18 protein-coding genes and 1 tRNA gene are annotated in these 21,147 nt (G+C 50.8%); 10 read left to right on the forward strand and 9 right to left on the reverse strand.

Annotation, left to right across the window (positions count from 1 at the left end):
- The first annotated feature begins 31 nt into the window (after positions 1-31).
- The 5 genes from AB1656_09160 to AB1656_09180 all read left to right on the forward strand — a co-directional run bounded on the left by AB1656_09160 (position 32) and on the right by AB1656_09180 (position 5,238).
- Positions 32-1,273: an AAA family ATPase gene (locus tag AB1656_09160; protein ID MEW6235541.1), complete on the forward strand. Its 1,242-nt coding sequence runs from the start codon at positions 32-34 to the stop codon at positions 1,271-1,273.
- A complete protein-coding gene (locus tag AB1656_09165; protein MEW6235542.1) occupies positions 1,270-1,881 on the forward strand; it encodes a retron system putative HNH endonuclease in 612 nt (203 codons plus the stop codon). The genes AB1656_09160 and AB1656_09165 overlap by 4 nt, the downstream gene beginning before the upstream one ends.
- 62 nt (positions 1,882-1,943) lie before the next feature.
- Positions 1,944-3,200, forward strand: coding sequence for a uroporphyrinogen decarboxylase family protein (locus AB1656_09170; protein ID MEW6235543.1), 1,257 nt, complete (start codon positions 1,944-1,946; stop codon positions 3,198-3,200).
- 2 nt (positions 3,201-3,202) lie between these two features.
- Positions 3,203-3,751, forward strand: coding sequence for a prepilin-type N-terminal cleavage/methylation domain-containing protein (locus AB1656_09175; GenBank protein ID MEW6235544.1), 549 nt, complete (start codon positions 3,203-3,205; stop codon positions 3,749-3,751).
- Positions 3,752-3,774: 23 nt separating this feature from the next.
- Complete coding sequence (locus tag AB1656_09180) at positions 3,775-5,238, forward strand: hypothetical protein (GenBank protein ID MEW6235545.1); 1,464 nt, start codon at positions 3,775-3,777, stop codon at positions 5,236-5,238.
- Here AB1656_09180 and AB1656_09185 read toward each other — a convergent pair whose 3' ends face one another.
- From AB1656_09185 to AB1656_09200, 4 genes are all read right to left on the reverse strand, one after another.
- Positions 5,239-5,502: an AbrB/MazE/SpoVT family DNA-binding domain-containing protein gene (locus AB1656_09185; protein MEW6235546.1), complete on the reverse strand. Its 264-nt coding sequence runs from the start codon at positions 5,500-5,502 to the stop codon at positions 5,239-5,241. It abuts the gene before it with no gap.
- A 117-nt stretch (positions 5,503-5,619) separates the two neighbouring features.
- Entirely contained in the window at positions 5,620-5,820 is a 201-nt protein-coding gene (locus AB1656_09190; protein MEW6235547.1) for a hypothetical protein, read from the reverse strand.
- A complete protein-coding gene (locus AB1656_09195) occupies positions 5,817-6,098 on the reverse strand; it encodes a DUF4258 domain-containing protein (protein ID MEW6235548.1) in 282 nt (93 codons plus the stop codon). Before AB1656_09195 ends, AB1656_09190 begins: the two co-directional genes overlap by 4 nt.
- A 126-nt stretch (positions 6,099-6,224) precedes the next feature.
- Complete coding sequence (locus AB1656_09200) at positions 6,225-7,829, reverse strand: sugar isomerase (protein ID MEW6235549.1); 1,605 nt, start codon at positions 7,827-7,829, stop codon at positions 6,225-6,227.
- Positions 7,830-8,290: 461 nt separating this feature from the next.
- Here AB1656_09200 and AB1656_09205 point away from each other — a divergent pair, with 461 nt between their 5' ends.
- From AB1656_09205 to AB1656_09215, 3 genes are all read left to right on the forward strand, one after another.
- Entirely contained in the window at positions 8,291-9,658 is a 1,368-nt protein-coding gene (locus AB1656_09205) for a sigma-54 dependent transcriptional regulator (protein ID MEW6235550.1), read from the forward strand.
- On the forward strand, positions 9,648-11,039 hold the full coding sequence (locus AB1656_09210) for an ATP-binding protein (protein ID MEW6235551.1): 1,392 nt from the start codon (positions 9,648-9,650) through the stop codon (positions 11,037-11,039). Before AB1656_09205 ends, AB1656_09210 begins: the two co-directional genes overlap by 11 nt.
- Before the next feature lie 510 nt (positions 11,040-11,549).
- Positions 11,550-13,448 carry a hypothetical protein gene (locus AB1656_09215; GenBank protein ID MEW6235552.1) on the forward strand — a complete coding sequence of 633 codons (1,899 nt, stop codon included), beginning with the start codon at positions 11,550-11,552 and terminating at the stop codon, positions 13,446-13,448.
- Between the two features lie 66 nt (positions 13,449-13,514).
- Here AB1656_09215 and AB1656_09220 read toward each other — a convergent pair whose 3' ends face one another.
- From AB1656_09220 to AB1656_09235, 4 genes are all read right to left on the reverse strand, one after another.
- Complete coding sequence (locus tag AB1656_09220; protein MEW6235553.1) at positions 13,515-16,319, reverse strand: FG-GAP-like repeat-containing protein; 2,805 nt, start codon at positions 16,317-16,319, stop codon at positions 13,515-13,517.
- Between the two features lie 158 nt (positions 16,320-16,477).
- Complete coding sequence (locus AB1656_09225; protein ID MEW6235554.1) at positions 16,478-16,732, reverse strand: type II toxin-antitoxin system HicB family antitoxin; 255 nt, start codon at positions 16,730-16,732, stop codon at positions 16,478-16,480.
- A gap of 146 nt (positions 16,733-16,878) precedes the next feature.
- Positions 16,879-16,951, reverse strand: a tRNA-Thr gene (locus AB1656_09230).
- Between the two features lie 112 nt (positions 16,952-17,063).
- On the reverse strand, positions 17,064-17,828 hold the full coding sequence (locus AB1656_09235) for a class I SAM-dependent methyltransferase (protein MEW6235555.1): 765 nt from the start codon (positions 17,826-17,828) through the stop codon (positions 17,064-17,066).
- Positions 17,829-18,389: 561 nt separating this feature from the next.
- Between AB1656_09235 and AB1656_09240 the strand changes: the two genes are divergently transcribed.
- Positions 18,390-19,637 carry a Gfo/Idh/MocA family oxidoreductase gene (locus AB1656_09240; protein ID MEW6235556.1) on the forward strand — a complete coding sequence of 416 codons (1,248 nt, stop codon included), beginning with the start codon at positions 18,390-18,392 and terminating at the stop codon, positions 19,635-19,637.
- 146 nt (positions 19,638-19,783) lie between these two features.
- The gene (locus AB1656_09245; protein ID MEW6235557.1) at positions 19,784-20,665 is read left to right on the forward strand and encodes a PAS domain-containing protein; all 882 of its coding nucleotides are present in this window, start codon (positions 19,784-19,786) and stop codon (positions 20,663-20,665) included.
- Between the two features lie 3 nt (positions 20,666-20,668).
- Here the strand turns inward: AB1656_09245 and AB1656_09250 are convergent.
- The coding region (locus AB1656_09250; GenBank protein ID MEW6235558.1) for a CoA-binding protein at positions 20,669-21,147 on the reverse strand (479 nt) is incomplete at its 5' end.

A 21,147-nucleotide genomic window follows, 5' to 3' on the forward strand; every position in this document is an offset into this window, starting at 1 on the left:
ATATAGATCATTGATGCAAGAAGGCGCGATCATGAGAATCGAAAAATTAACGCTAAGCAATTTCAGAGGCATTCGCGACATGACGCTCGAATTTGAGCCGCATGTCAATGTACTTGTCGGCGAGAACGGCGCCGGGAAGTCGAGCATCCTCGACGCCATTGCCATTCTCCTTTCGCGGCTTATTGATCCTATTGCATCTCCTCCTAAAAGAGGCCGTTCTTTTAGTGAAAATGACATCACAATTGACGAAAAGGATACTAATAATAAGATATTTGTTAAATATAACAAAAAGGAAGTAAGTTGGAGTATAGACAAAGGGCGCAAGTTTGAGATGAAAAGAGCCATCTATAATAATGCGCAAATCAATACAATTGTAAATGATGTGTATGATGGTTTAGAAAAACATAAAGACTACTGCCTTCCACTATGCGTCTATTACAGCGTTAATAGAACCGTTCTTGATGTTCCTTTAAGGCGCACTAAACATAAATTTTTACAGATAACAGCCTACGATCAGGCATTAACAGGTCAGCGAAACGATTTCCGATTATTCTTCGAATGGTTTCGCGAGCGGGAAGACTATGAAAATGAGATCATTCGTGAGGATAGTTCCTATACCGATCCGCAACTCAAAGCCGTTAGAAACGCTATTTCCGCCTTTACCGGCTTCTCGAATATCCGCGTTCGCCGCAATCCTTTAAAAATGGAAGTTACAAAAGGAAAAAAAATTTTTAATATCCTTCAATTGTCCGATGGAGAGAAATGCCTTCTGGCGTTAATCGGAGACATGGCGCGGCGTCTAGCCATCGCAAATCCCTCATTATCCGATCCGCTTGAAGGCGAGGGCGTAGCTATGATTGACGAAATTGATCTCCATTTGCATCCTGCCTGGCAAAGAACAGTAATATCAAATTTGACGCGCACATTCCCGAATTGTCAGTTCATTCTTTCCACTCATTCGCCGCAAGTCATCAGTGATGTAAGGCCGGAATGTCTTTTTCTTTTACAACAAACAAAAAACGGCATTATCTGCGAAAAGCCGTATGAATCTTACGGTAAAAACACGGACAGAATTCTTGAGGATTTGATGGGAGTCGATGCGCGTCCTACGCATATAAAAGAACGCATCCAAAGACTTTACCGGATCATCGATAAAGGGAATTTGAAAAACGCCCGCCGCGAGATAGAAAGAATAAGAGATGAAATCGGGGAAGATCCAGAACTCGTCAGAGCCGATGTTCTCTTCAAACGCAAGGAGATCATCGGTAAATGAAATACATTGTCAAAGGAAATGAACCTGTAGAATTAACTAAGCGTAAATCTCAACTTAACACAAACCGGCGTAAACTAGGAAGAAAAAAGATAAAGGACATCATTCGAAGGGCGCTCATGAACGAGCAAGGACATATCTGTTGTTATTGCGAACGGCGTATAGTTGAAGGCGACTGCCATATCGAACATTTTCGCCCTCAAAGCGATGGCGTTGATCCTCTTGATTATTCCAATATGCTTTGCTCATGTTTGGATCAAATTGAAGAAAGGATACCTCGTCACTGCGGCTATCTCAAAGGCGATTGGTTTGATGAAGATTTGTTGATATCTCCCTTGAACAAGGATTGCGAAAACCATTTCTCCTTTACGGCAGATGGACAAATTCTTCCAAAATATGGCGACAAAGCGGCGGATGAAACGATCAAACGGCTTGGCCTAAATATTCCAAAATTGCAGGATATGAGAAAGCAGGTTATATCGCCGTTCATCGATGAAAACCTCACTGATGATGATTACATTCGTTTTGTCAATGGATATCTGAAAATGGACTCAGAAGGCCGCTTTAATCCGTTTTTTACGACGATACGATATCTGTTTGTTGAGAGATAAAATGCAGCCAAGACGAAAAGCAGATTAATGAAACGTAACTATGTTTCCCGGGGAGCCTGTCCATGACAAGCAAAGAAAGACTGCAAAACGCCTTGAATCATAAATCGGGGAAAGTTCCTATCGACTTCGGCAGTACGGCGGTTACCGGCATTCATGTCAGCCGCGTGGCGGCTCTGCGCGAATATTACGGGCTGGAAAAGCGGCTGGTGAAGGTTCATGAGCCTTATCAAATGCTGGGCTGGATCGACGACGATCTAAAAGAAGCGATGGGTATCGATGTGGACGGGATCGTCACCCGCTGCACCATCTTCGGCTTTCCCAACAAAAACTGGAAAGAATGGCGCACGCAGGAGGGTTTGGAAGTGCTCGTTTCAGAAGATTTCCAAACCGATGTGGACGAAAACGGCGATACGCTGATCTATCCGCAGGGAGACCGCAGCGTTCCGCCCAGCGGCCGGATGCCCAAAGGCGGGCATTTCTTCGACGCCATCATGCGTCAGGAGCCAATCGACGAGAGCCGCCTCGATCCGCAAGACAACCTGGAGGAATTCGGGCCGATCTCCGAGTACGATCTAGCCCATTTCGCCCGCCAGGCGCAAGAACTGGCTTGTACGCCGCGAGGAATCGCCGCTACCTTCGGAGGAACCGCATTCGGCGACATCGCCCTCGTTCCGGCGCCGTTTCTCAAGCATCCCAAAGGCGTGCGCGATATCGCCGAGTGGTATATGTCCACGGCGACGCGGCAGGATTATATTCACAAGATTTTTTGCCGCCAATGCGAAATCGCCTTAAAAAACCTGGAGAAGATTCATAACATTATAGGGGATATCGTAGACGCCGTTTTTGTTTGCGGGACGGATTTCGGGACGCAGAGTTCCACGTTTTGTTCCGAAGCGGCGTTCCGTTCGCTCTATTTTCCCTATTACAAACAGGTTAACGATTGGATTCACAAGAATACGCATTGGAAGAGTTTTAAGCATTCGTGCGGGGCGGTGGAGAAATTTATGAACGCCTTCATCGACGCGGGTTTCGACATCGTCAATCCGGTGCAATGCTCGGCGAAGGGCATGGAAGCGGAAGGCTTGAAGGCGAAATACGGCGACCGGTTGACGTTTTGGGGCGGAGGCGTGGATACGCAGAAAGACCTGCCCTTCGGGACGCCGCAACAAGTGCGAGAGCAGGTTTTGCGCCGCTGCGAGGTCTTTTCCCAAAACGGCGGCTTCGTTTTCAATAGCGTGCATAATATCCAAGCCAATACGCCGGTGGAAAACATCGTCGCCATGATTGGCGCCGTACATGAATTCAATGGGGAGAAATGACAATGGATAAGAAGTTAGGATTTACATTGATCGAGTTATTAATCGTCGTGGCGATTATCGGCATATTGGCGGCTATCGCCGTTCCCAATTTTCTCAACGCCCAAATCCGCGCTAAGGTATCCGTGGTTCTCTCGGAAGAACGAGGGCTTTGCGAGGCTTATCTGCTTTACCGTTTGGACAATTCCAGCTATCCGCCGCATATCGACGGGCATCCCGCGCAGCACCACTTCGTTACGACGCCCATCGCTTATTATTCCCGTTCTGTATTCGATCCTTTCCAGGCCAAATTGACGGAGCGCGAGATTCCCGTCATACGCAATACGCGCAATCAATACCATATGGAACCGGCGACTCTACTCTACGACTGGTTCCAAAGTACGAAGACGCGCTATTCGAATTTTTGGCCGCAATTGAATCGATCCGCCTACGCCGCGCAATCTATGGGGCCGGGCAAGACCTGGATTTCCAACGAACTCTACGACGCGAGCAATGGAACGTCTAGCATTGGGATCATCTATACGCTGGCGGAGGGAGACCAGAAAAAGTATTAATTCGCCTGCGCCGATAATCATCCATGAAAAAAACCATCTCCTTTCAAACGAAGCATCTTCTCCTTGACGGCGGCGAGATTATTCCCGCGTTGGTTCGATGCGCGCCGGGGGAGCCGATGGATATCGTCCCCGGACAACCCGGCGGCGCCGATATTCAATTGCCGGATCCTATTCATATCGCCCTAGCCCGCGCCGATACGCACGTTCACTTCCGGGAAAGTTACATTCCCTCGCGGGAGGAATTCGAAAACGATCCTTATCGCAACGCGGCGCAGACCTATGAACAACTGCTGGAAGCCATCCGGGCGGCCAATACGTATTACGACGTCCGGCGCGGATCGCTTGCGGCGTTGAAGGGGGGCGTTTGGTTGGCGGGCGCGATGGGGAACACGCCGTGGGCGCCGCTGGGACGCGAACGTTGGGAAAAAACTCAACGGCATTATCAACAGCAGGCGTTAATCTATATGCACGTCTGGCCGCGCATGGAACCGGGCGTTCCTCCCATCGAAGGACAGGAGGAGAAGGATTTCGGTTCGACATTCGGCGGATCGGGGATCAACGGCGAACAACGGCGGCGCATGTATTTGGAGAGAAAAGGCGGGATGGTCTCCTATCATAACGACCAGCCGCGAGAAGAGATGACCATCGATGAGTTTCAGCATCAATACCATCCTCCCGCCATTTTGCTGCATCATTTGTATTACGACGGCGAGACAGTGCTGGCGGCGCAACGGACGGCGCTCGCTCTCGCTAGAGAGGCGGAGCTTTCGCGGCTGCATACGCGGCATATTCCTACGGGAGCGGCGTTGGAGATGATTTTGGGGGCCCGGCGGGAAGAGACGATGGACTTGCCCGCCGAAGTGGGATTGGATTATCTCTATTTCAACCGGGATATGCTATTGAATAGAAATACCAGTTCCTTCAATTTCCGCCGTCCAGCGCTGCCTTCCCAAGCCGATCAGGCGGGATTGATCGAATTGACCCGCGAATGCGCGCGGCGGCGCGATCCCCGAACTTTCATCGGCTCCGACCAGGCGCCGCATCCGCGCAAAGCCAAAGCGCCGCTTCCTAACGGGCTGCCTGGCAGTCCGGGAACCCGCGTTTTGGCCATAAGCCACCAGATTCATACGCATCTTATCAAGCATTGCAGCTATACTTTCGCGGATATCGATTGGCTTACGGCCATCACTCCTGCGAAATACATTGCCCAATACCGTCCGTTTCCCTTCCCCATTGGAACCATGGCGAATGGAGCGATGGCGAATTTGGTTATATTCGATCCCGATGTTAGACATGTTGTCGATGAGGAGAAATACCGAAAGGAGTTGCGCGATCCCGAATATCAATCGGCCTACCGCGACGAGACGCTATTCGGGGAAGTGCTCTATACCGTCGTCAACGGAGTTATCTATGACGTGCGCGGGGAGATTGTTCCGCTAAATGCGGAGTGGGGAGAAATGGCATTGTCCTCCATACAATCGCCTTAATTACGATTTGAGCGATTTCAGAAAATCGTCAGCATTATCAAAAGGGCCATAAGTACGGCCTTCTTCGGCATCTTTCAAGCCGCGTTGGATTGACGCTTTGATCTCAGGATTGTATTCCAAAGTATTTTCCTCTTCTGGAGACAGAATGATTTTTCCATCTTCCACATCCACGTTTAAAATATCTCCCGTCTCTAAGCGAAGCCGGATTACGACTTCTTGGGGAAGAGCAATTTGGGCATCTTCGCGAATGATCGTCTGAGGCATGACAATCTCCCTTTATAATCTATTTTCATCAATAAATTATACTCATAACCCCCGAAAATTTGAATAACTCATGTTACGCGCGATTAAAAACATGAGGGAGTGATTTGTTAGCCCCTGTCATGCTGCTTGATGTTTTGCTATTAGTTCTCGTATCTTTGGAACCAACTCGATTGGAACTTCCATGACCGTCTGTCCATTCGCTTCAAATGCCGCTTCGTCCTCAGCGACCGCTTCATCCTCAGACTGCGATTCATAATGAGCTAGTATTCCTTTTACACGTTCAGCATCCCAACCTGGCGAGAATTCACTTTGCTTCATTTCTTTTTCCTCCTTCGACGACGATAGGCAATTAATGGCTTTCCACGTAGTTCATAAGCTGTGATTACAAACACGCTATTTAGTTCCGGATCAGGAACATAAATTACCCTGAGATAACGTCCCCCTGCCGTTTTACCCAAGGCGACTCGCGATCCTTCCCGCCCTGCCCGATCTTCCTCCGGATTATTAAGAACCTCTTCAACCTCTGCTTCCTTAACATCGTGCCCATAAATATGAAATAGCTCAGATTCAGGGTCGATGTAATAACGGATTTTCAATTCAATTATACCACCTTTTCTTTCATAATTTTACAGCCTAACCATGGTTAAATAGATTCTTCATGACGCCTTTGAGCCGCGACATCGCGGTATAAGCCCCCTCCGCCGAAGTCCGCACTTTTCGAATTAGGCCTCATCGGTGATATTATCCCAGCGAACGCCCAACTTCCTCGCCGCGTATCCGATTTCATTGAGGCAATCACCGTAGGCCATCAGCCAATGGGAATCGCGGACTTCATTGAGGAGTTTTTTCCAATTCCCTTGAATGCGCACATCCTGCTGGGAGCGGCAGATGGGAAGGAAGGGATTGTCTTCGACGTTGCCGCGCATTCCCACCCAACGGCCTTTAGTATATTCGGGATCGATGAACGTTACTTGCTGGCCGATGGGGATTTCCACTTTGGGAGCGGCGCCGTAGTCCGATTCTTCGTGCGTCAGAATGCGCACGGGTTCGTAACGATCGCCGTTCATGCGCCGGGGGGCGGAGCAATGGGCGCAGGTAACGACGCCTTTGTGGGGGAAGGTGGAGTTGTGCAGAAAAACCGGCGCATTGACGATATGGCGCATGAGCACTCCAGCAGGAATCACAACGAAGTCCGACTCGCAAAAGGCGAGCAATCCCTCGTCGTTGAGGAGGCTCAGCGAGAGGCAAGCCGTAGTTTTCGCCATGGGAATGATTGTGCTCATACATTCCTTGATGGTAAAAGCGGGCGCGTTGTTTTCCAGCATGAGTTCCTTAAATAATTCATAAAGAACGAAGGCGTTGACGACGAACGATTTGCCGGTTTCCAGCGAAACGCCCGACATCGCCAAGTATTGGCTGGCCTGTTTTTCGGCTTTGGCCATGCGCGCATTGTCAGCGAGCGCCTGCCGGATGCGAGGCTCGATGGCGCTGTAGCCGATCTCGATGATATTCATCCCCCATTGCTTGCGGGCGATTTCGGGGGCGTCGGCGGCGTATTTTCCCCAAACGCCGCCCAGAGCGACGATGGCGCTGTTCTTTAAATTCTTGACGCCATAAAGCGCCCGCAGCCGCCATAGAACATCATCGTAATCGTCCACTACCACGTCATCGACGTGCGTTTTTCCCAAGCGGGGCGGCTCTTGATTCGGTTGCTCCTTATCAGTTTGCAGATAAACCGCGCTGAGCGCTTCGTACCAATAATAGACGGGGCCGGAGCGATGGCGGACAAAAATAAGCGCGTCGCGATCGGGCGCCACGCACGCTTGCAACAGGCGTCCCGAACCGGATGCGGGATAGAGCAGTACGGCGTCGAACTCGCCCATCAGAATGGCGGCGGTCTCTTCGGGAGTTTTCGCTTTTTGAACCGGCGCCAACTCTATAGGAAATTCCGCTTTCGACTTCAAGACTTGCAGTTCTTTGGCGATGCGTTCCACTTCTTCGGCGGCGGAAGCGTCGCTCAACACGCCGCCCCACGAGCGCCATGAGGTCATCTCTCGAGGCTGGGGAGACGCATACATCAGAATCGGCTGGATTCGCAACGGCTTGCCCCACGTCAAGAAACGCTCGCCGGGATTCCAATCGCTGAGAAACCATGCGGGGGGCGTTTGATCGGCGCCGAGCGCTTGTAAAGGAGATGCGTTCGCCGCGCCCAACGCAGCAGCGAAGCTTGCGCCGTTGCGGATAAACGAGCGCCGGGAATGGGCGATATGAAACGGAGACGATGAGTCGCCGCATTGGCAGCAACCGCCGATTTTATGATTGTTCATTTTATTTCTCCCTAAAGAAGATCATTTCGATAGAATCTATTTATCTATTCTTGCCGCAGTATATAGAATAAACTAATCAATATCAATAAAATTATGCTCTCATGTTACGCGCAAGAATAAGTTGGAGAAATCTATTATGATCGCCGTTTTGAATCATGAAAGCACAAAATAAAAATAAAAAAGAAAATCACGAAAAAAACAATTGGCGTAAGGGATCGCTCCATGAAAAAGTTTTTTCCGTGGAAACCTAAAGAATCTGTGATTCGAAAATTTCGTGGAATTCGAACCTTTTCGTGGATTCGTGATTCAATAACGCAAAAAAAAGATATCCTCTCTGCTCTTTTGAAAGGTTCTTCCAATTGGCGACGGAATACCAACGCTGAAAGTGAAAGAACATTGACTGCGTAACATGAGTTATGATAACGCCTAAAAGAAACGCTATAAACAAAATCGATCCACATATGACGAACATTCCAAAACCGCCCCGGATTCTTATCGCTGACGATCAAGCGGACGTGCTGACCGCTTTGCGCCTTTTGTTGAAGAGCGAGGGTTTTTCCATCCACGAGGCGCAATCGCCGCAAGCGGCTTTGAAGGCAGCGGAAGAAGAGGATTTCGACGTCGTCCTGATGGACATGAACTATACGCGCGACACCACCTCCGGCGAGGAGGGCTTAGACTTGCTGCGGCGGCTGCGCGAGTTGGACGACGCCCTTTCCGTGGTGGTCATTACCGGCTGGGGCAGCATCGAACTGGCGGTGGAGGCGATGAAGCGCGGGGCGCGCGATTTCATCCAGAAGCCATGGGAGAATGCGCGGCTGCTCACCGTTCTCCGGACGCAAACGGAATTGAGCCGCGCTTTGCGCGATGGTAAGCGCCTGCAAGCCGTTAACCAGGCGCTGGGCGGCGAGAAGAGTTCCGATATGATCGCCATGTCGCCCGCTATGAAGACGGTATTGGAAATCATGGAGCGCGTCGCGCCTACCGACGTCCATGTATTGATTCTCGGCGAAAACGGGACGGGCAAGGGCGTCGCCGCCAGGGCGCTTCACGCCGCATCGAGACGCGCCGACAAGCCGTTGATTACGGTCAACGCCGGCGGGCTTTCTCAGGGCGTGTTCGCCAGCGAGTTGTTCGGCCATGTCAAGGGAGCGTTTACCGACGCCAAATGCGACCGGGCGGGGCGATTCGAACTAGCCGACGGAGGCACTATCTTTTTGGATGAAATCGCCAATATTCCCCTTAGCGAGCAAGCCAAACTGCTGCGGGTTCTGGAAACGGGCGAGTTCGAGCGAGTTGGTTCGTCAAAAACCCGGCGCGTTGATGTCCGCATTCTTTCCGCCACTAACGCCAATTTGCAGGCTGAGGCGGACGCGGGCCGCTTCCGGCAGGATTTGCTATTTCGCCTGAATACGGTGGAAATCGAACTGCCGCCGCTGCGGGAGCGGCCTGAAGATATTCACGCGCTGGCGCTGCATTTTCTCAAACGCTACTCCCAACGCTACCGCAAGCATATTGCGCATATTCAAGACGATGCGCTGGAACTATTGCAAACGTACCGCTGGCCGGGAAACGTCCGCGAATTGGATCACGCCATCGAACGCGCGGTATTGATGGCGAAGAAGAGTTTTATTCAAATCGGCGATTTATCCTTACGCGCCGAAGGCGGAAGCGAGCACAGTCTGATGGACATGAGTTTGGAAGAAGTCGAATGCTTTTTGATAAAAAAAACGATGGCGCGGCATAGCGGCAACGTCAGCCACACCGCTAAGGCGCTGGGCATGAGCCGTCCGGCGCTGTATCGCCGATTGGAAAAGTATGGCTTTTGAAGATTCCATCTATTCTCAAAAATCCACTAGCCGCCCGCACAATCCAAGCGCGAAGCGGCGCATGCCCTACGAAACGCGCCTTTTGCTGCTGGCGCTGGGCGCGGGGCTTCCCGGCTCGGCGTTTTCCCTGATTCTGATTTGGACGGGCGGTTACAGCCTCAAGGTGGAATTGACCGTCACGCTGTTTGTGATTCTCTTTTGGTTCGGATTCGCGCTGGCGGCGCAAGAGAGCATTGTTACGACGCTGCGCACTTTATCCAATCTGTTGGCCGCTTTTCACGAAGGCGATTACTCCCTGCGCGCCATTCAAGGAAGTTGCGACGACGTTTTGCGCGAGGTAGCCTCGGAAATCAACGTACTCGGCAACGTGCTGCGCCAGCAGCGTTTAAGCGCCGTCGAAGCCGCCTCCTTGCTGCGCAAAGTGATGGACGAAATCGACGTGGCGGTAATGGCGTTCGACGAGGATTCCAAACTGCGCCTGGTCAATCAAAGAGCGCAACAGCTGCTGAACAAGCCCGTGGAAGCGTTGTTGGGACGCACATCCGATGAATTAGGAGCGGCGAAAACGTTGGAAGGCGAAGCGCCGCGCCTCATCGAACTATCCATGCCCGGCGCCGTTGGACGCTGGGAATTGCGGCGCGGAGAGTTTCGTTTGCAGGGGAAGCCGCATCGGCTGATCGTGCTCTCCGATCTCACCCGCGCTCTGCGCGAGGAAGAGCGGCAAGCGTGGAAGCGGCTAGTGCAGGTGCTGCGCCATGAGATCAACAACTCCCTGGCGCCGATTCATTCGCTGGCCGACAGCCTGCGCGCGCTCATGGCTCGCGAGAGGCGTCCGGAGGATTGGGAAGAAGACTTGCGGCAAGGGCTTGACGTGATCCGCGACCGTTCCGAAGGTCTCAACCGCTTCATGGCCTCCTACAGCCGTCTGACCAAATTGCCCAAACCGCGTTTTACGCCCGTGGATGTGGCGGAATGGGCGCAGCGGGCGGTCAACCTCGAACCCCATCCCGCCGTCGTTATCGATCCCGGCCCGCCGGTTCTCATCTTGGCGGATAAAGATCAACTCGATCAGGCTTTGATTAACCTCATCAAAAACGCGGTGGAAGCGGTTCAAGAGGCGGAGGGCAGAGTACGCCTCACCTGGTCGGTTCTTGCCAAGCCTTCGCCTCATGTGGAAATCATCGTGGAAGACGAGGGGAGCGGCATATTGAATCCCGAAAATCTATTCGTTCCCTTCTTTACCACGAAGCCGCAGGGATCGGGTTTAGGGCTTATGATCAGCCGCCAGATCGCCGAAGCCCACAACGGCGCCTTGACGCTCGAAAACCGCCGCGGCCGTTCCGGCTGCATCGCCCGGCTGCGTCTGCCGATCCAGAGATAAAAGTTAATGATGAGTGATGAATGAAAAGCCCTGCCGCCCTGCCGTTAAAACGGCTAGTGTTGTTTGCCCCTTTAAAGGGGCATTTGATAATAGCCTTTCAAGGCTGGGATGACGACTTGCCCCTGCCGCCCCGTTTTTTAAGCGCATTTATTTTTCATCATTCATCATTCATCATTCATCATTCATCATTCATCATTCATCATTCCTCATTCCTCATTCCTCATTCATCATTTAAAAAAGTTTTTCTTCGTGAAATCCAAATCATCCATGAAATCCGCGATTCAAAAAAGCGGCAAGAGAAAAGTTAAGGTACTGTTCATGAACGTTTCATTAACTTGTGAGTAAAGACTATTGCAGAGGGAGTGGGGATGGAATTGCTTACCATGAGAGGCTAATAGAAAAAAAACAATTATCTCATCCCCTTCCCATTCTTTTATCCTTTCCTTTTTTCTACAATGAATTGCCGATGCAATTTTTTCATTACTTTCAAAACGAAGAAAGGACAAAAACGTGAAAATCAAGTTCGGTTTAGCGCTGCTCATATCGATTGGCTGCGTTTGCGCGCCCGCTTGGACGGCAACCAGCAATACCGGCAACAATCCCGCCTTCTTGATTATGGATATCGTTTCCAATACTTATGCCAATATGTCGCCGAATACGCTTGATGTGGGCGTCGATATTGGCGCCGACGGAACATATGACTATTGGATGTCGGAAGATCCCTTTCAAGTCAAGATCGACAATGTAAAAGGGACCTCCAGCCAAGTCGCGCCCGACGCTTGGAGAACCGTAATCGTCAATCTGGATCGATATGCCGGGCAAAAGGCCAAAATCAAAATCGTCGACAACAGCGATAAGTCTTTCATCGCCGTCAACTCCATCCGGCTGAACTTCGCCGATGGCAAGATGGTCGAAAACGGCGTCCCCAACGGCTTCTTTGAAGACGCGGCGGCGCTCGCTCATTGGACGGTTAACGGCAGCTTGTCCGCCGCCGATTTGTTGAAAACTGACGCGGGCTTGAACAATACCGCTTATGGAACCCATTTTATACAAACCACGATTGCGGGAACCGCGACGCTCGAATCGGAAGCGTTCGAATTGACGCCCATCAGCAGCTTCATTTACGGCGTATTCGGCGGTCCGGCTTCCTCCCATTTCGATAAAGCGGGAGCGTACGGCGATAGCGATAACGGAATTATGGTTTATGTCGACCTGGGAACCGCCAGCAGCGATCCCAATGGCAAATACGTCGAGGGCGAGGATATTCCATTGTACGGATTTTTGTTCCGCGGTCCCGACGACGCGATGGAGAGCGCCATCATCAATACCACCGGCTATGAAGGACGCCGCGCCCAGTTCGTCGTCGCCGACCTGTCGGAAGCCAAAGCCGTCAGTTTCGACGCCATCCGCTTGAATTGGGATAACCAGGCGATCCGCAATGGCGGCTTCGAAGAAGGATTCGAGACCGGCGTTCCCGATGGCTTCGACGGAACCAACGTACGCGGATTGGCCGAATATCCTGGCGGAAAAGTTCCCGGATGGACGCAAAATCATATTACCGTTGCGGGAAAGAATTTCGACGCCCAATCCACATTCACCTTCTTCGGAATGCCGGCGGGCAGCTATACCAAATCGGGTTACGTCTGGGTCGGCTCCGGCAGTTTCGATTTCGGATCGTCGGATGCGGGTACTCAAGCCGGGATCGAACTGCGATCCGATGTTTTCACCATTCAATCGCTGCCCAGCGCCGATTCGAGCGTTTTCATGTCGTTCAATTCCGGCCAGGCATCCAGCCGCATCGAACAATTCGGCGTCGATTCTCAGGATTGGACGAGAAGCGCGGTGCAATTGCATGTGGATATGGATGGAGACGGCGCATTCGACGGCGCCAACGATTTCATCTATTCCAACCAAAACCAGGGCATATCCTGGGCGGGCGAGTTGAAAGGCGAAGTGGATGTGTGGCATTATCCCGAATACCGGTTTTATATCGGCGGCGAACAACAAGGAAAACAAGCATACATCTACGTCGAAGAGACCATGACCGGCGGTTGGGCGTGGATGGCGGTGGACGACTTTTATTTCTGGAACGGGACGGAAGCGGCGCTGGCGTTTCCCAATTCCGATTTCGAAATGGGAGATATGACGAACTGGACCGAAGAGTTATTAACGAATGGATTTCCCAGCTGGCTGGCTTCCAATGCGCCGACGGGAAATCCCGCCGATCCGGCGCTGCATACGGCGCTGAACAACATTTCCAGTTGGGTGGATGGCAATTGGTCCGCCGACTCGGCGCCTAATGAGTTGGGCGATGGAGACAATCAACGGGGCCGTTTATGGTCGCATAATTTCACAATCCCCTCGCTGAAAATATCGAACGTTGGCGATTGGTCGGTATACGGCGAATAAAGCGCATTCCTAATAGATACGATTGTGAAGAAAACCCCTTTCGCCTTGCGCGAAGGGGGTTTTCGTTTATGGGGATGTTGAATAATACGGGATCGTCATCACACGATTCAATGGCGGCGAGGCGATCGTTTGAGGAGAACGATTTAACCAATAGACAGTAATATCGTCGATCGAATCCACATCGCCGAATCCGAAATGCAGGATGGAAGAATTTTGCGACAAGTAGCCGGAACCTCCATCCACCATGCGCGTCCATTTCCGGTCGCCCTTTCGTGCCACGATCCGCGCACCGTAGGATTGTGCGGAATGGGTTTGCAACTTCACTTGCAGCCAATTCCCTCGAGAAGAAATGTTTTCCAAAAGCATCGGTGAATCGTCGATGCAATTAACGACGATATCCATATCGCCATCTCCGTCGTAATCCAACAAAGCCGATCCACGTCCCGCTATGGCTCGCGTTACGGACGAGACCGCCTGCGCGCTTAGTTCCAATTTGCTTCCCGTATTGCGATAAATGGAAACGCCTTGCTGATAATGGCGGCCAAGATGCAACTCTTCCACTTGCGGATACGTATGACCGTTGACGGTATAGTAATCCAACCATCCGTCGGCCTCGAAATCGCAAAAACCAACGCCCCACGTAGTTAACAACCGCGTTGCGCCGATCAGTCCCATCGGGCCGCTCCGTTCGCGAAACTCGCCTTGGCCCGAATTGACGAACAAAACGTCGTATTCGTTCTCGTAAGAGGTGACCATGATATCGAACAAGCCGTCGTTGTTCATATCGCTAATCGCCACGCCCATGCTAGCGCCATCCTGCCCGTTTTCGCAAACGGCGGCGCCCGAAGGAAAACTATAATCTTCGAAATGGCCATGCCCGTCATTGCGCAAAACGTGGTTGAACGTCGAATCGTTGGCCACGTAGAGATCGAGGTCGCCGTCGAGGTCCATATCGAAAAACGAAGCGCCCATCGCGCGGCCTTCGGAAACGTTGATTCCCGCCTCTTTACCCGCCTCGCGAAAATGTCCGGTTCCATCGTTGAGATAAAGCAAATCCGGTTCGGCGCGAAAAGACATCGGCCCCATCATGACTTTTAGACCATGATAATTGGCGCGCAAATCGCCGTCCCGTTGGGGATCGAAATCCACATAATTCCCCACAAACAAATCCAAATCGTCGTCTCCGTCCACATCGCCGAACGCCGCCGCCGCCGCGTATCCATCCTGCTTCAATCCCGCCGCTTCCGTAGTTTCGGAAAACGTTCCATCCCCGTTATTATGGTAAAAAACATGGTCGCCAAAGTTTCCTACGAATAAATCGAGCCATCCGTCGTTATCCGCATCGCCGAATACCGCGCACATTCCATATCCTTCGTCGCCGACGCCAGCCTTTTCCGTTACGTCCGCAAATACGCCGCCGTCATTGCGATAGAGCGCGTTGCGGCAGTTTGGGTCTGGAGCGTCGAGCAGCGGGCGTCCATTGACGAAATAAATATCTTCGTCTCCATCGTTGTCGTAATCGCCGACGACAACGCCCGAACCCATCGCATCCACAATCCATCGCTTGTCCAGATTGCCCAACCGATGATGGAAACCAAGCAAACCGGCTTTTTCTGTCCGATCCTCAAAGCGGATAAATGGAATATCCGCATTCGTAGAGCTGGCATTGGAACTCTGGTTTTGACTTGAAGACGCTGCCTCCGGCGCAAGATTCAACATGGCTTTCTGCAGCGATTGGAAATGGGGAGAATCCGCGAATGTCTTTCCATACTCTTGCAGGATCGTCCGGCATTCGCCGTAGCGTTTCATAACGAACAACGTCCAAGCTTTCAAGCCTTGGAATTCGGCGGAGGCTTGAATTTCCGATTCGTGAATATCATTCAACAATTCCAACGCGCCTGCAGCGTCTTTTCGATTGAAGCGCAATTGACCCAGCAGCAATTTCAAGTGGTCTTCAGCCAGATTTTTCTTCAGCAATTCTTCCAGATATTGTTTCGCCAAATCTTCCCGTTCCACCGTAACCAATTCCTGCGCCAACTCTTCGCTGGCGGCGGGGTTGATCTCGAAAGCGTGTTCGAAGGAGTAGCGCAGGCGGTTGTATTTATTCGGATCCCATAGCCGTGTGCGCTCAAGAATCCTTTGCATTTTGTCAAAGTCATTCTTTCTTTTCAATCGAGAGAGGGGAGTTCTTAGGGCGCTGTAGGCTTCGCGAAAAAAGGGATAGGCGCGAACCGCGCTTTGCAGATAACGAACCGCCTCCTCATCCTGGCCTTCCTGGCTTTCCAATTTTCCCAGTTCGTATAATGCCTGGAAATGATCCAGCCGCCGATCGATAACTTTCATTAATGCCGACCGCGCGGCGTCAATTTTCCCTTCTTGCGCGAGAATGCTTCCTAATAGAAACGTCGCGTCCGCATTATCGGGATCATTGGCGAGAATGCGGTCGATGCGCCGCTTGGCTTCTTCCAATTTTCCCGAAGTGCGAGCTATAGCCGCGCATTTGTACAGCAACGAAGGATCGCGGGGGGAAGCGTCCATAGCTTTCTGGCTCCATTTCATGGCGGATTCGACATCTCCCGCCCGCCAGCAAGCCTGCGAAAGAAAAAAGAGAAAATCGCCATCGCCGCCGGTTCTTTGCGCCAGCAATTCCAGGAAAGGAATCCATTCGCCCTGCGGAGACAATTGTTTCATGGCCTTTTCGAAACGGGAGCGCGTTTCGGCGGATAAGGGATCGGGAATATTATTCAACCCTTCGATCGCCTGGTCCGGATATCTTTTCTGAAGGGCGTCAACGATTCGTTCAACGGGATCGGGAATGGAAGTCATTACGACAAATCCTATGGCCGAGATGAGCCATTGAGCGGCGATCATTTGTTTTTCCTAACGCAATGGGGCTAATGAAATAAAGCCTTTTCTAAAAAACGCCTAACAATAACGCCGATGGCTTCCCCTCATTCGAATGAGAACGAATCCATCTTCAACCAGAACATTCACGAGCCAGCAGGCGGTTTATCCTTTCGGGGCGCGGGTTATAGGTTGACTATTACATAAGGGGAAGTCAATTCGACGACGCCCTGAGAGAGATCGATGGGGACGGGCTGGCCGGTTACCTTCATATCCGCAATGTACATCGCGATGACATCCTTAATATTCGCAAGAGCTTCTTCATAGGTACGCCCCCATGTTCTGCAACCTTGGAGAGCCTTGCAAGAGACGCGATAGGCTTTGCGTCCATCTTCAAAGCAATCCTCTTCGATAACGACGGGAAAAGCGTATGTTTTCATGATAGAACCTCTCCTCTATTATCCATGATGGACGAAAAAAGAAAAACCCCGGATGAAAACTTCTTCCGGGGCGTTTTTTTCTTTACACGCTCACTCAAGAATCCAAATGTTTTGAGTTTTGATTCATAAGTCTTTGTTTTACAAGTAGCTGGCGAAGGGACTCGAACCCTTGACCTGCTGATTACAAATCAGCTGCTCTACCGGCTGAGCTACGCCAGCGCTACTTGTTTATATCCTTCACTATTATTCTTTGTTAATCGGTTTGTTGTTCGTTTATTATATCATCTCTAGTTATTTGTCAATTATCCGAAAAAGGTTTAGCTATACAATTTTATTCTTTCGTTCCGAAAAGAATCATGCGCTGGCTATCGGGGCTGAATTCTTCTCCCAAGAAGGAGCCGTGAACGCCTTGGAGGTGTAAATTGGCGGATTCCAGCATTTCCTTCATCTCGTCCAGCGTATACAAACGCACCGATTCGAAATAGCGGTGGTCTTTTCCGCCCCAATTTTCGATGACGATCTCTTTTTCGATTCGTTCTCCGTCTTCGGAAAGGAACCTGCGTTCCTTGATGACGTAATCGCCGTATTTTTTCTCCGTTTCCGGCTCCAGCGTCCGGCGAACGCAATCCGGATTGAGATAATCGAGAAGAAACATGCCTCCGTGAACCAAGACGCGGGCGGCTTCATGAAGGACGCTGATATTCTCTACGTTGGTTTTAAAGTAACCAAAGGACGTAAAAAACGAGAGCCATGCGTCGAAGCTATCGCCGGGAAAAGGCAGAAGCCTCATATCGGCGCGCAGATAATGGGCTGACGGCGATTCTGCAATCGACTGGCGCAGCAACGGATAGGAGTAGTCAACGCCGAAGACGCGGCCATATCCCGCTTTGCGCAGGGCGCGGCAATGCCGTCCGTTGCCGCAGCATAAATCTAAAATGCGATGGCTGGGGCGCAGGGGAAGGAACGCAAGCGCCGCTTGAATTTCTTTGTCTGCCCCGCTGTCATCGCGATGGGCGTATACGTCCAGATAGATATGGTTGAACCATTCGCGCCACCAAGCGTCCGGCGCAAAGTGTTTCTTCGTTTTTTCCGGCATCGCGACCTAAAAAGTTCTAACGAGCGAATTGCTTTTTACGGTATTATTCCGTATTTCCTATGGAAACGGAAGTATCGATCGACAGCGCCGATTCGAACCGTTCAAAGATGGCTTCTTAAAGAAAGAGACGCCGGCGGGCGAAGGGGAACTTGATTGTTGGGGCGGGTTGTCTTAAGTTACTCATGTTACGCAGATAATATATTTTTGCCTAATGCGGGTAAAGCAGGCGTCCCGCCTGCAGCAACAAAACAGGCGAGACGCCTGTTTTACCCTTTATATTCCTTGGCGGCTTTTTTATTACGTTTTTGAATCACGAAATTACGAAAAGGCTCGAAATTCACGAAATATTCGAATCACATATAGCGCGGATTCCTTGCTCCAACCTTTTTTTCTTTTTTTTGTGTTTTTCTTTTTCCTTTCGCGCTTTCGTGATTCAATACGATAAGCAAAATAAGTCTATCATGTTTTTTATCCTAAGTAACATGATTTAATTTAGAGCGTTCATTCCATTTATACGGCGAATACTATTACGAAAAAATATAAACACGCGAGGCGACGATTATGAAAAAAATTAGAGTGGGAATGATTGGCGCGGGCTTCATCAGCCATTTTCAATCCGTAGCGATGGAACAAGTCCGAACGATGGAGTTGACCGGCATCACTTCCCTTAAAGGCGCGGAGGAATTGTCCAAGTCCGCTCAGGAGCGCGGCTTGGGACCGGCGACCGTTTATCCCAACGTGACGGAATTGGCGAAAAACGTGGACGCCGTCGCTATTTATTGCCCTAATTACATTCGGATTCAGATTATGGAGGAGATCGTCGCCGCCGTAAAAGCAGGCGCGGAATTGAAAGGGATCATTTGCGAAAAGCCGTTAGGACGCAATGTCGCAGAAGCAAGACGGCTGGTGGCATTGGGGAAAGAGGCGGGCGTTCCTACGGCTTATTTTGAGAATCAACTACAAATGAAGCCCATTAAATCGCAGATGAAGCAATTGGCTCCCCAAATGAAGACGATGGGGCCGATGAGTTTGACCCGTTCATCGGAAGAGCATGGCGGACCGCATGAAGGCTGGTTTTGGGACCCCACCCGCCAAGGCGGCGGCGTTTTGAGCGATATGGGCTGCCATAGCATCGCCGTAGGTTGGTATGTCCTTACGCCGTTGGGCAAGCCGGTTACCTTCATGAAACCGCAATCGGTCAGCTGCGAGACGGCGCTGTTGAAATGGGGATTACCCTATTGGCGGGAAAAACTGCTCAAGGATCGCGGCGTGGATTATACGAAAACTCCGGCGGAAGATTTTACCACAGGCATGGTCACCTATAAAAATCCCGAAACCGGCCAGATCGTAAAAGCCCAGTTCACGAATTCCTGGATGTTCGAAAAACAAGGTCTACGACTCTTCATGGACGGCATGGGGCCGGGCTACGCCTTCGAAGTCAATACGTTGATTTCGCCGCTCAGTATATTCATCGGGGATGCGGCGGCGGAAGCGGTCGCCGATTCGGAACTGGCGTTGGAGAAAGCCACCGCCAGCCGAGGGCTGCTCGCCGTACAGCACAACGAAGCGGACCTTTACGGCTATACGGACGAAAACGTCGATGCGGCTAACGCCTTTCTGCAGGGGAAGGACGCTTTTCTCAACTTGGAGTACGGCCTGGAAATCACGAAACTGGTCATGGCGGCCTACATGTCGGCGGAGAAGAAGAAGACGATCGACCTGACAGATCCGAACGTTCAAAAGGAATTGGAAACCTATATTCCCGCCATTCAACAAGGCAAAGGCGGCGACGTATTGCCGATGATTTGATGAATCGAAATAATATTTTCTTCGGGAAAAAGAGAGACGGATGTTAGGAACGACGAACATCGAGTCTCTCTTTTTTTTATAAAGTCGTTTATAATTGTTGCAAAATATTTCAAAAACATTCTTCAAACTATATTCGAGGGAAAATCATGGAACAAGAATCCAATGTTCTCAGCGAATACAATATCTCGTTTTTGGAGCATTTGGACGAAGGCGTCTATTTCGTAGACCGCAACCGGCAAATCCTCTATTGGAATCAAGCCGCCGAGAAAATTACGGGATACCTAAAAGACGAAGTGGTTGGCATTTGCTGCTGGGACAATCTGTTGATGCACGTCGACGCCGATGGGAAGAATCTCTGCAAATTCGGCTGTCCGGTATCGGCGACGGTTAACGATAAGCAAGTGCGCTCGGCGAATGTGTTTCTTCATCACAAGGAAGGACACCGGGTTCCCATATCCGTGCGGGTTTTACCCTTGGAAGATTGGGAAGGCAAGCTCGTCGGCGCCATCGAAATCTTTACGGACGAAACCAATAAAGCGTCCGGTTCGGATAAGATGCGGGAATTGGCCAAACTGGCTTTCGTCGATGAAGAAACGGGATTTTCCAATCAAAATTATTTAAAGATGAAGTTGAACGCGCTTCACCACGAAATGCAAAACACGCATATGCCTTATGGCGTGGTCTTGCTAAAAATCACGAATAACAAACAAATTGTAACGGCCTTGGGCCAGGCGGCTTACATCCGTGCGTTGAAGATGGCGGGAAAAACGATAGCCAGTCTCTCCAAGCCGGATTATCTCTTTGGCCGATGGGACGAATTGGTCTTTGCCGTTTTTATTCCCAATATAAGAGAAAATATTCTGAACATCCATCAAAGTAAATATAAAAATGTCATCGAGAAATCGGCGATAATCGAGAACGGTTCGATGATAGAAGTTAAAATTTCCGCCGTATCCTTTGTTGCTCAACCCAACGACGATCTGCCCGCCATGATGAATCGCATCAAAGAATATATCGTACGGATTTGAGTTTTACGATCGCGCATAATCGGCGGGCGATTTTCCCGCCGCGAGGATGCTGCATGCCTGGATGACGTTCAATCCCAATTCACGCGCCTTTTGCAGGACGGCGGCGTTATCCGAGCCGGGATTGAGGAAATTCTCCTTAACGCCTTTTTGGGCGATTGATGGCAAAACCTCAAGAGTTATTTCCGGCTGCAGGTAGACGCTGGCGATTTCCACTTCGCCGGGAATATCGAGGATGGAGCGATAGCATTTTAAGCCTTCGATCGATTCCTGAGCGGGATTAACGGGATAGACTGAGAATCCCCGGTCGCGCCAGGCGCGGACGGCGATATTTCCGTATTTATGGCGTTGGGCGGATGCGCCAAGGATGGCGATGGTTTTGGCGTGGTTCATGAGAGATATCCATTGCTGCTTAGATTGCAGATTATTATACCATTCTGCGTTAGGATTATTGCTTATAAATTCCCTCGCCCTTTGGGAGAGGG

The organism is Candidatus Omnitrophota bacterium, from assembly GCA_040755155.1.
Classification (GTDB): domain Bacteria; phylum Hinthialibacterota; class Hinthialibacteria; order Hinthialibacterales; family Hinthialibacteraceae; genus JBFMBP01.

Bases quoted from the DNA above. Each gene is read 5' to 3' on its own strand.
- AB1656_09180 (MEW6235545.1), top strand. From the start codon at position 3,775: ATGAAAAAAACCATCTCCTTTCAAACGAAGCATCTTCTCCTTGACGGC.
- AB1656_09170 (MEW6235543.1), top strand. From the start codon at position 1,944: ATGACAAGCAAAGAAAGACTGCAAAACGCCTTGAATCATAAATCGGGG.
- AB1656_09245 (MEW6235557.1), top strand. From the start codon at position 19,784: ATGGAACAAGAATCCAATGTTCTCAGCGAATACAATATCTCGTTTTTG.
- AB1656_09235 (MEW6235555.1), bottom strand. From the start codon at position 17,828: ATGCCGGAAAAAACGAAGAAACACTTTGCGCCGGACGCTTGGTGGCGC.
- AB1656_09205 (MEW6235550.1), top strand. From the start codon at position 8,291: ATGACGAACATTCCAAAACCGCCCCGGATTCTTATCGCTGACGATCAA.
- AB1656_09200 (MEW6235549.1), bottom strand. From the start codon at position 7,829: ATGAACAATCATAAAATCGGCGGTTGCTGCCAATGCGGCGACTCATCG.
- AB1656_09160 (MEW6235541.1), top strand. From the start codon at position 32: ATGAGAATCGAAAAATTAACGCTAAGCAATTTCAGAGGCATTCGCGAC.
- AB1656_09210 (MEW6235551.1), top strand. From the start codon at position 9,648: ATGGCTTTTGAAGATTCCATCTATTCTCAAAAATCCACTAGCCGCCCG.
- AB1656_09165 (MEW6235542.1), top strand. From the start codon at position 1,270: ATGAAATACATTGTCAAAGGAAATGAACCTGTAGAATTAACTAAGCGT.
- AB1656_09225 (MEW6235554.1), bottom strand. From the start codon at position 16,732: ATGAAAACATACGCTTTTCCCGTCGTTATCGAAGAGGATTGCTTTGAA.
- AB1656_09175 (MEW6235544.1), top strand. From the start codon at position 3,203: ATGGATAAGAAGTTAGGATTTACATTGATCGAGTTATTAATCGTCGTG.
- AB1656_09190 (MEW6235547.1), bottom strand. From the start codon at position 5,820: ATGAAGCAAAGTGAATTCTCGCCAGGTTGGGATGCTGAACGTGTAAAA.
- AB1656_09185 (MEW6235546.1), bottom strand. From the start codon at position 5,502: ATGCCTCAGACGATCATTCGCGAAGATGCCCAAATTGCTCTTCCCCAA.
- AB1656_09240 (MEW6235556.1), top strand. From the start codon at position 18,390: ATGAAAAAAATTAGAGTGGGAATGATTGGCGCGGGCTTCATCAGCCAT.
- AB1656_09220 (MEW6235553.1), bottom strand. From the start codon at position 16,319: ATGATCGCCGCTCAATGGCTCATCTCGGCCATAGGATTTGTCGTAATG.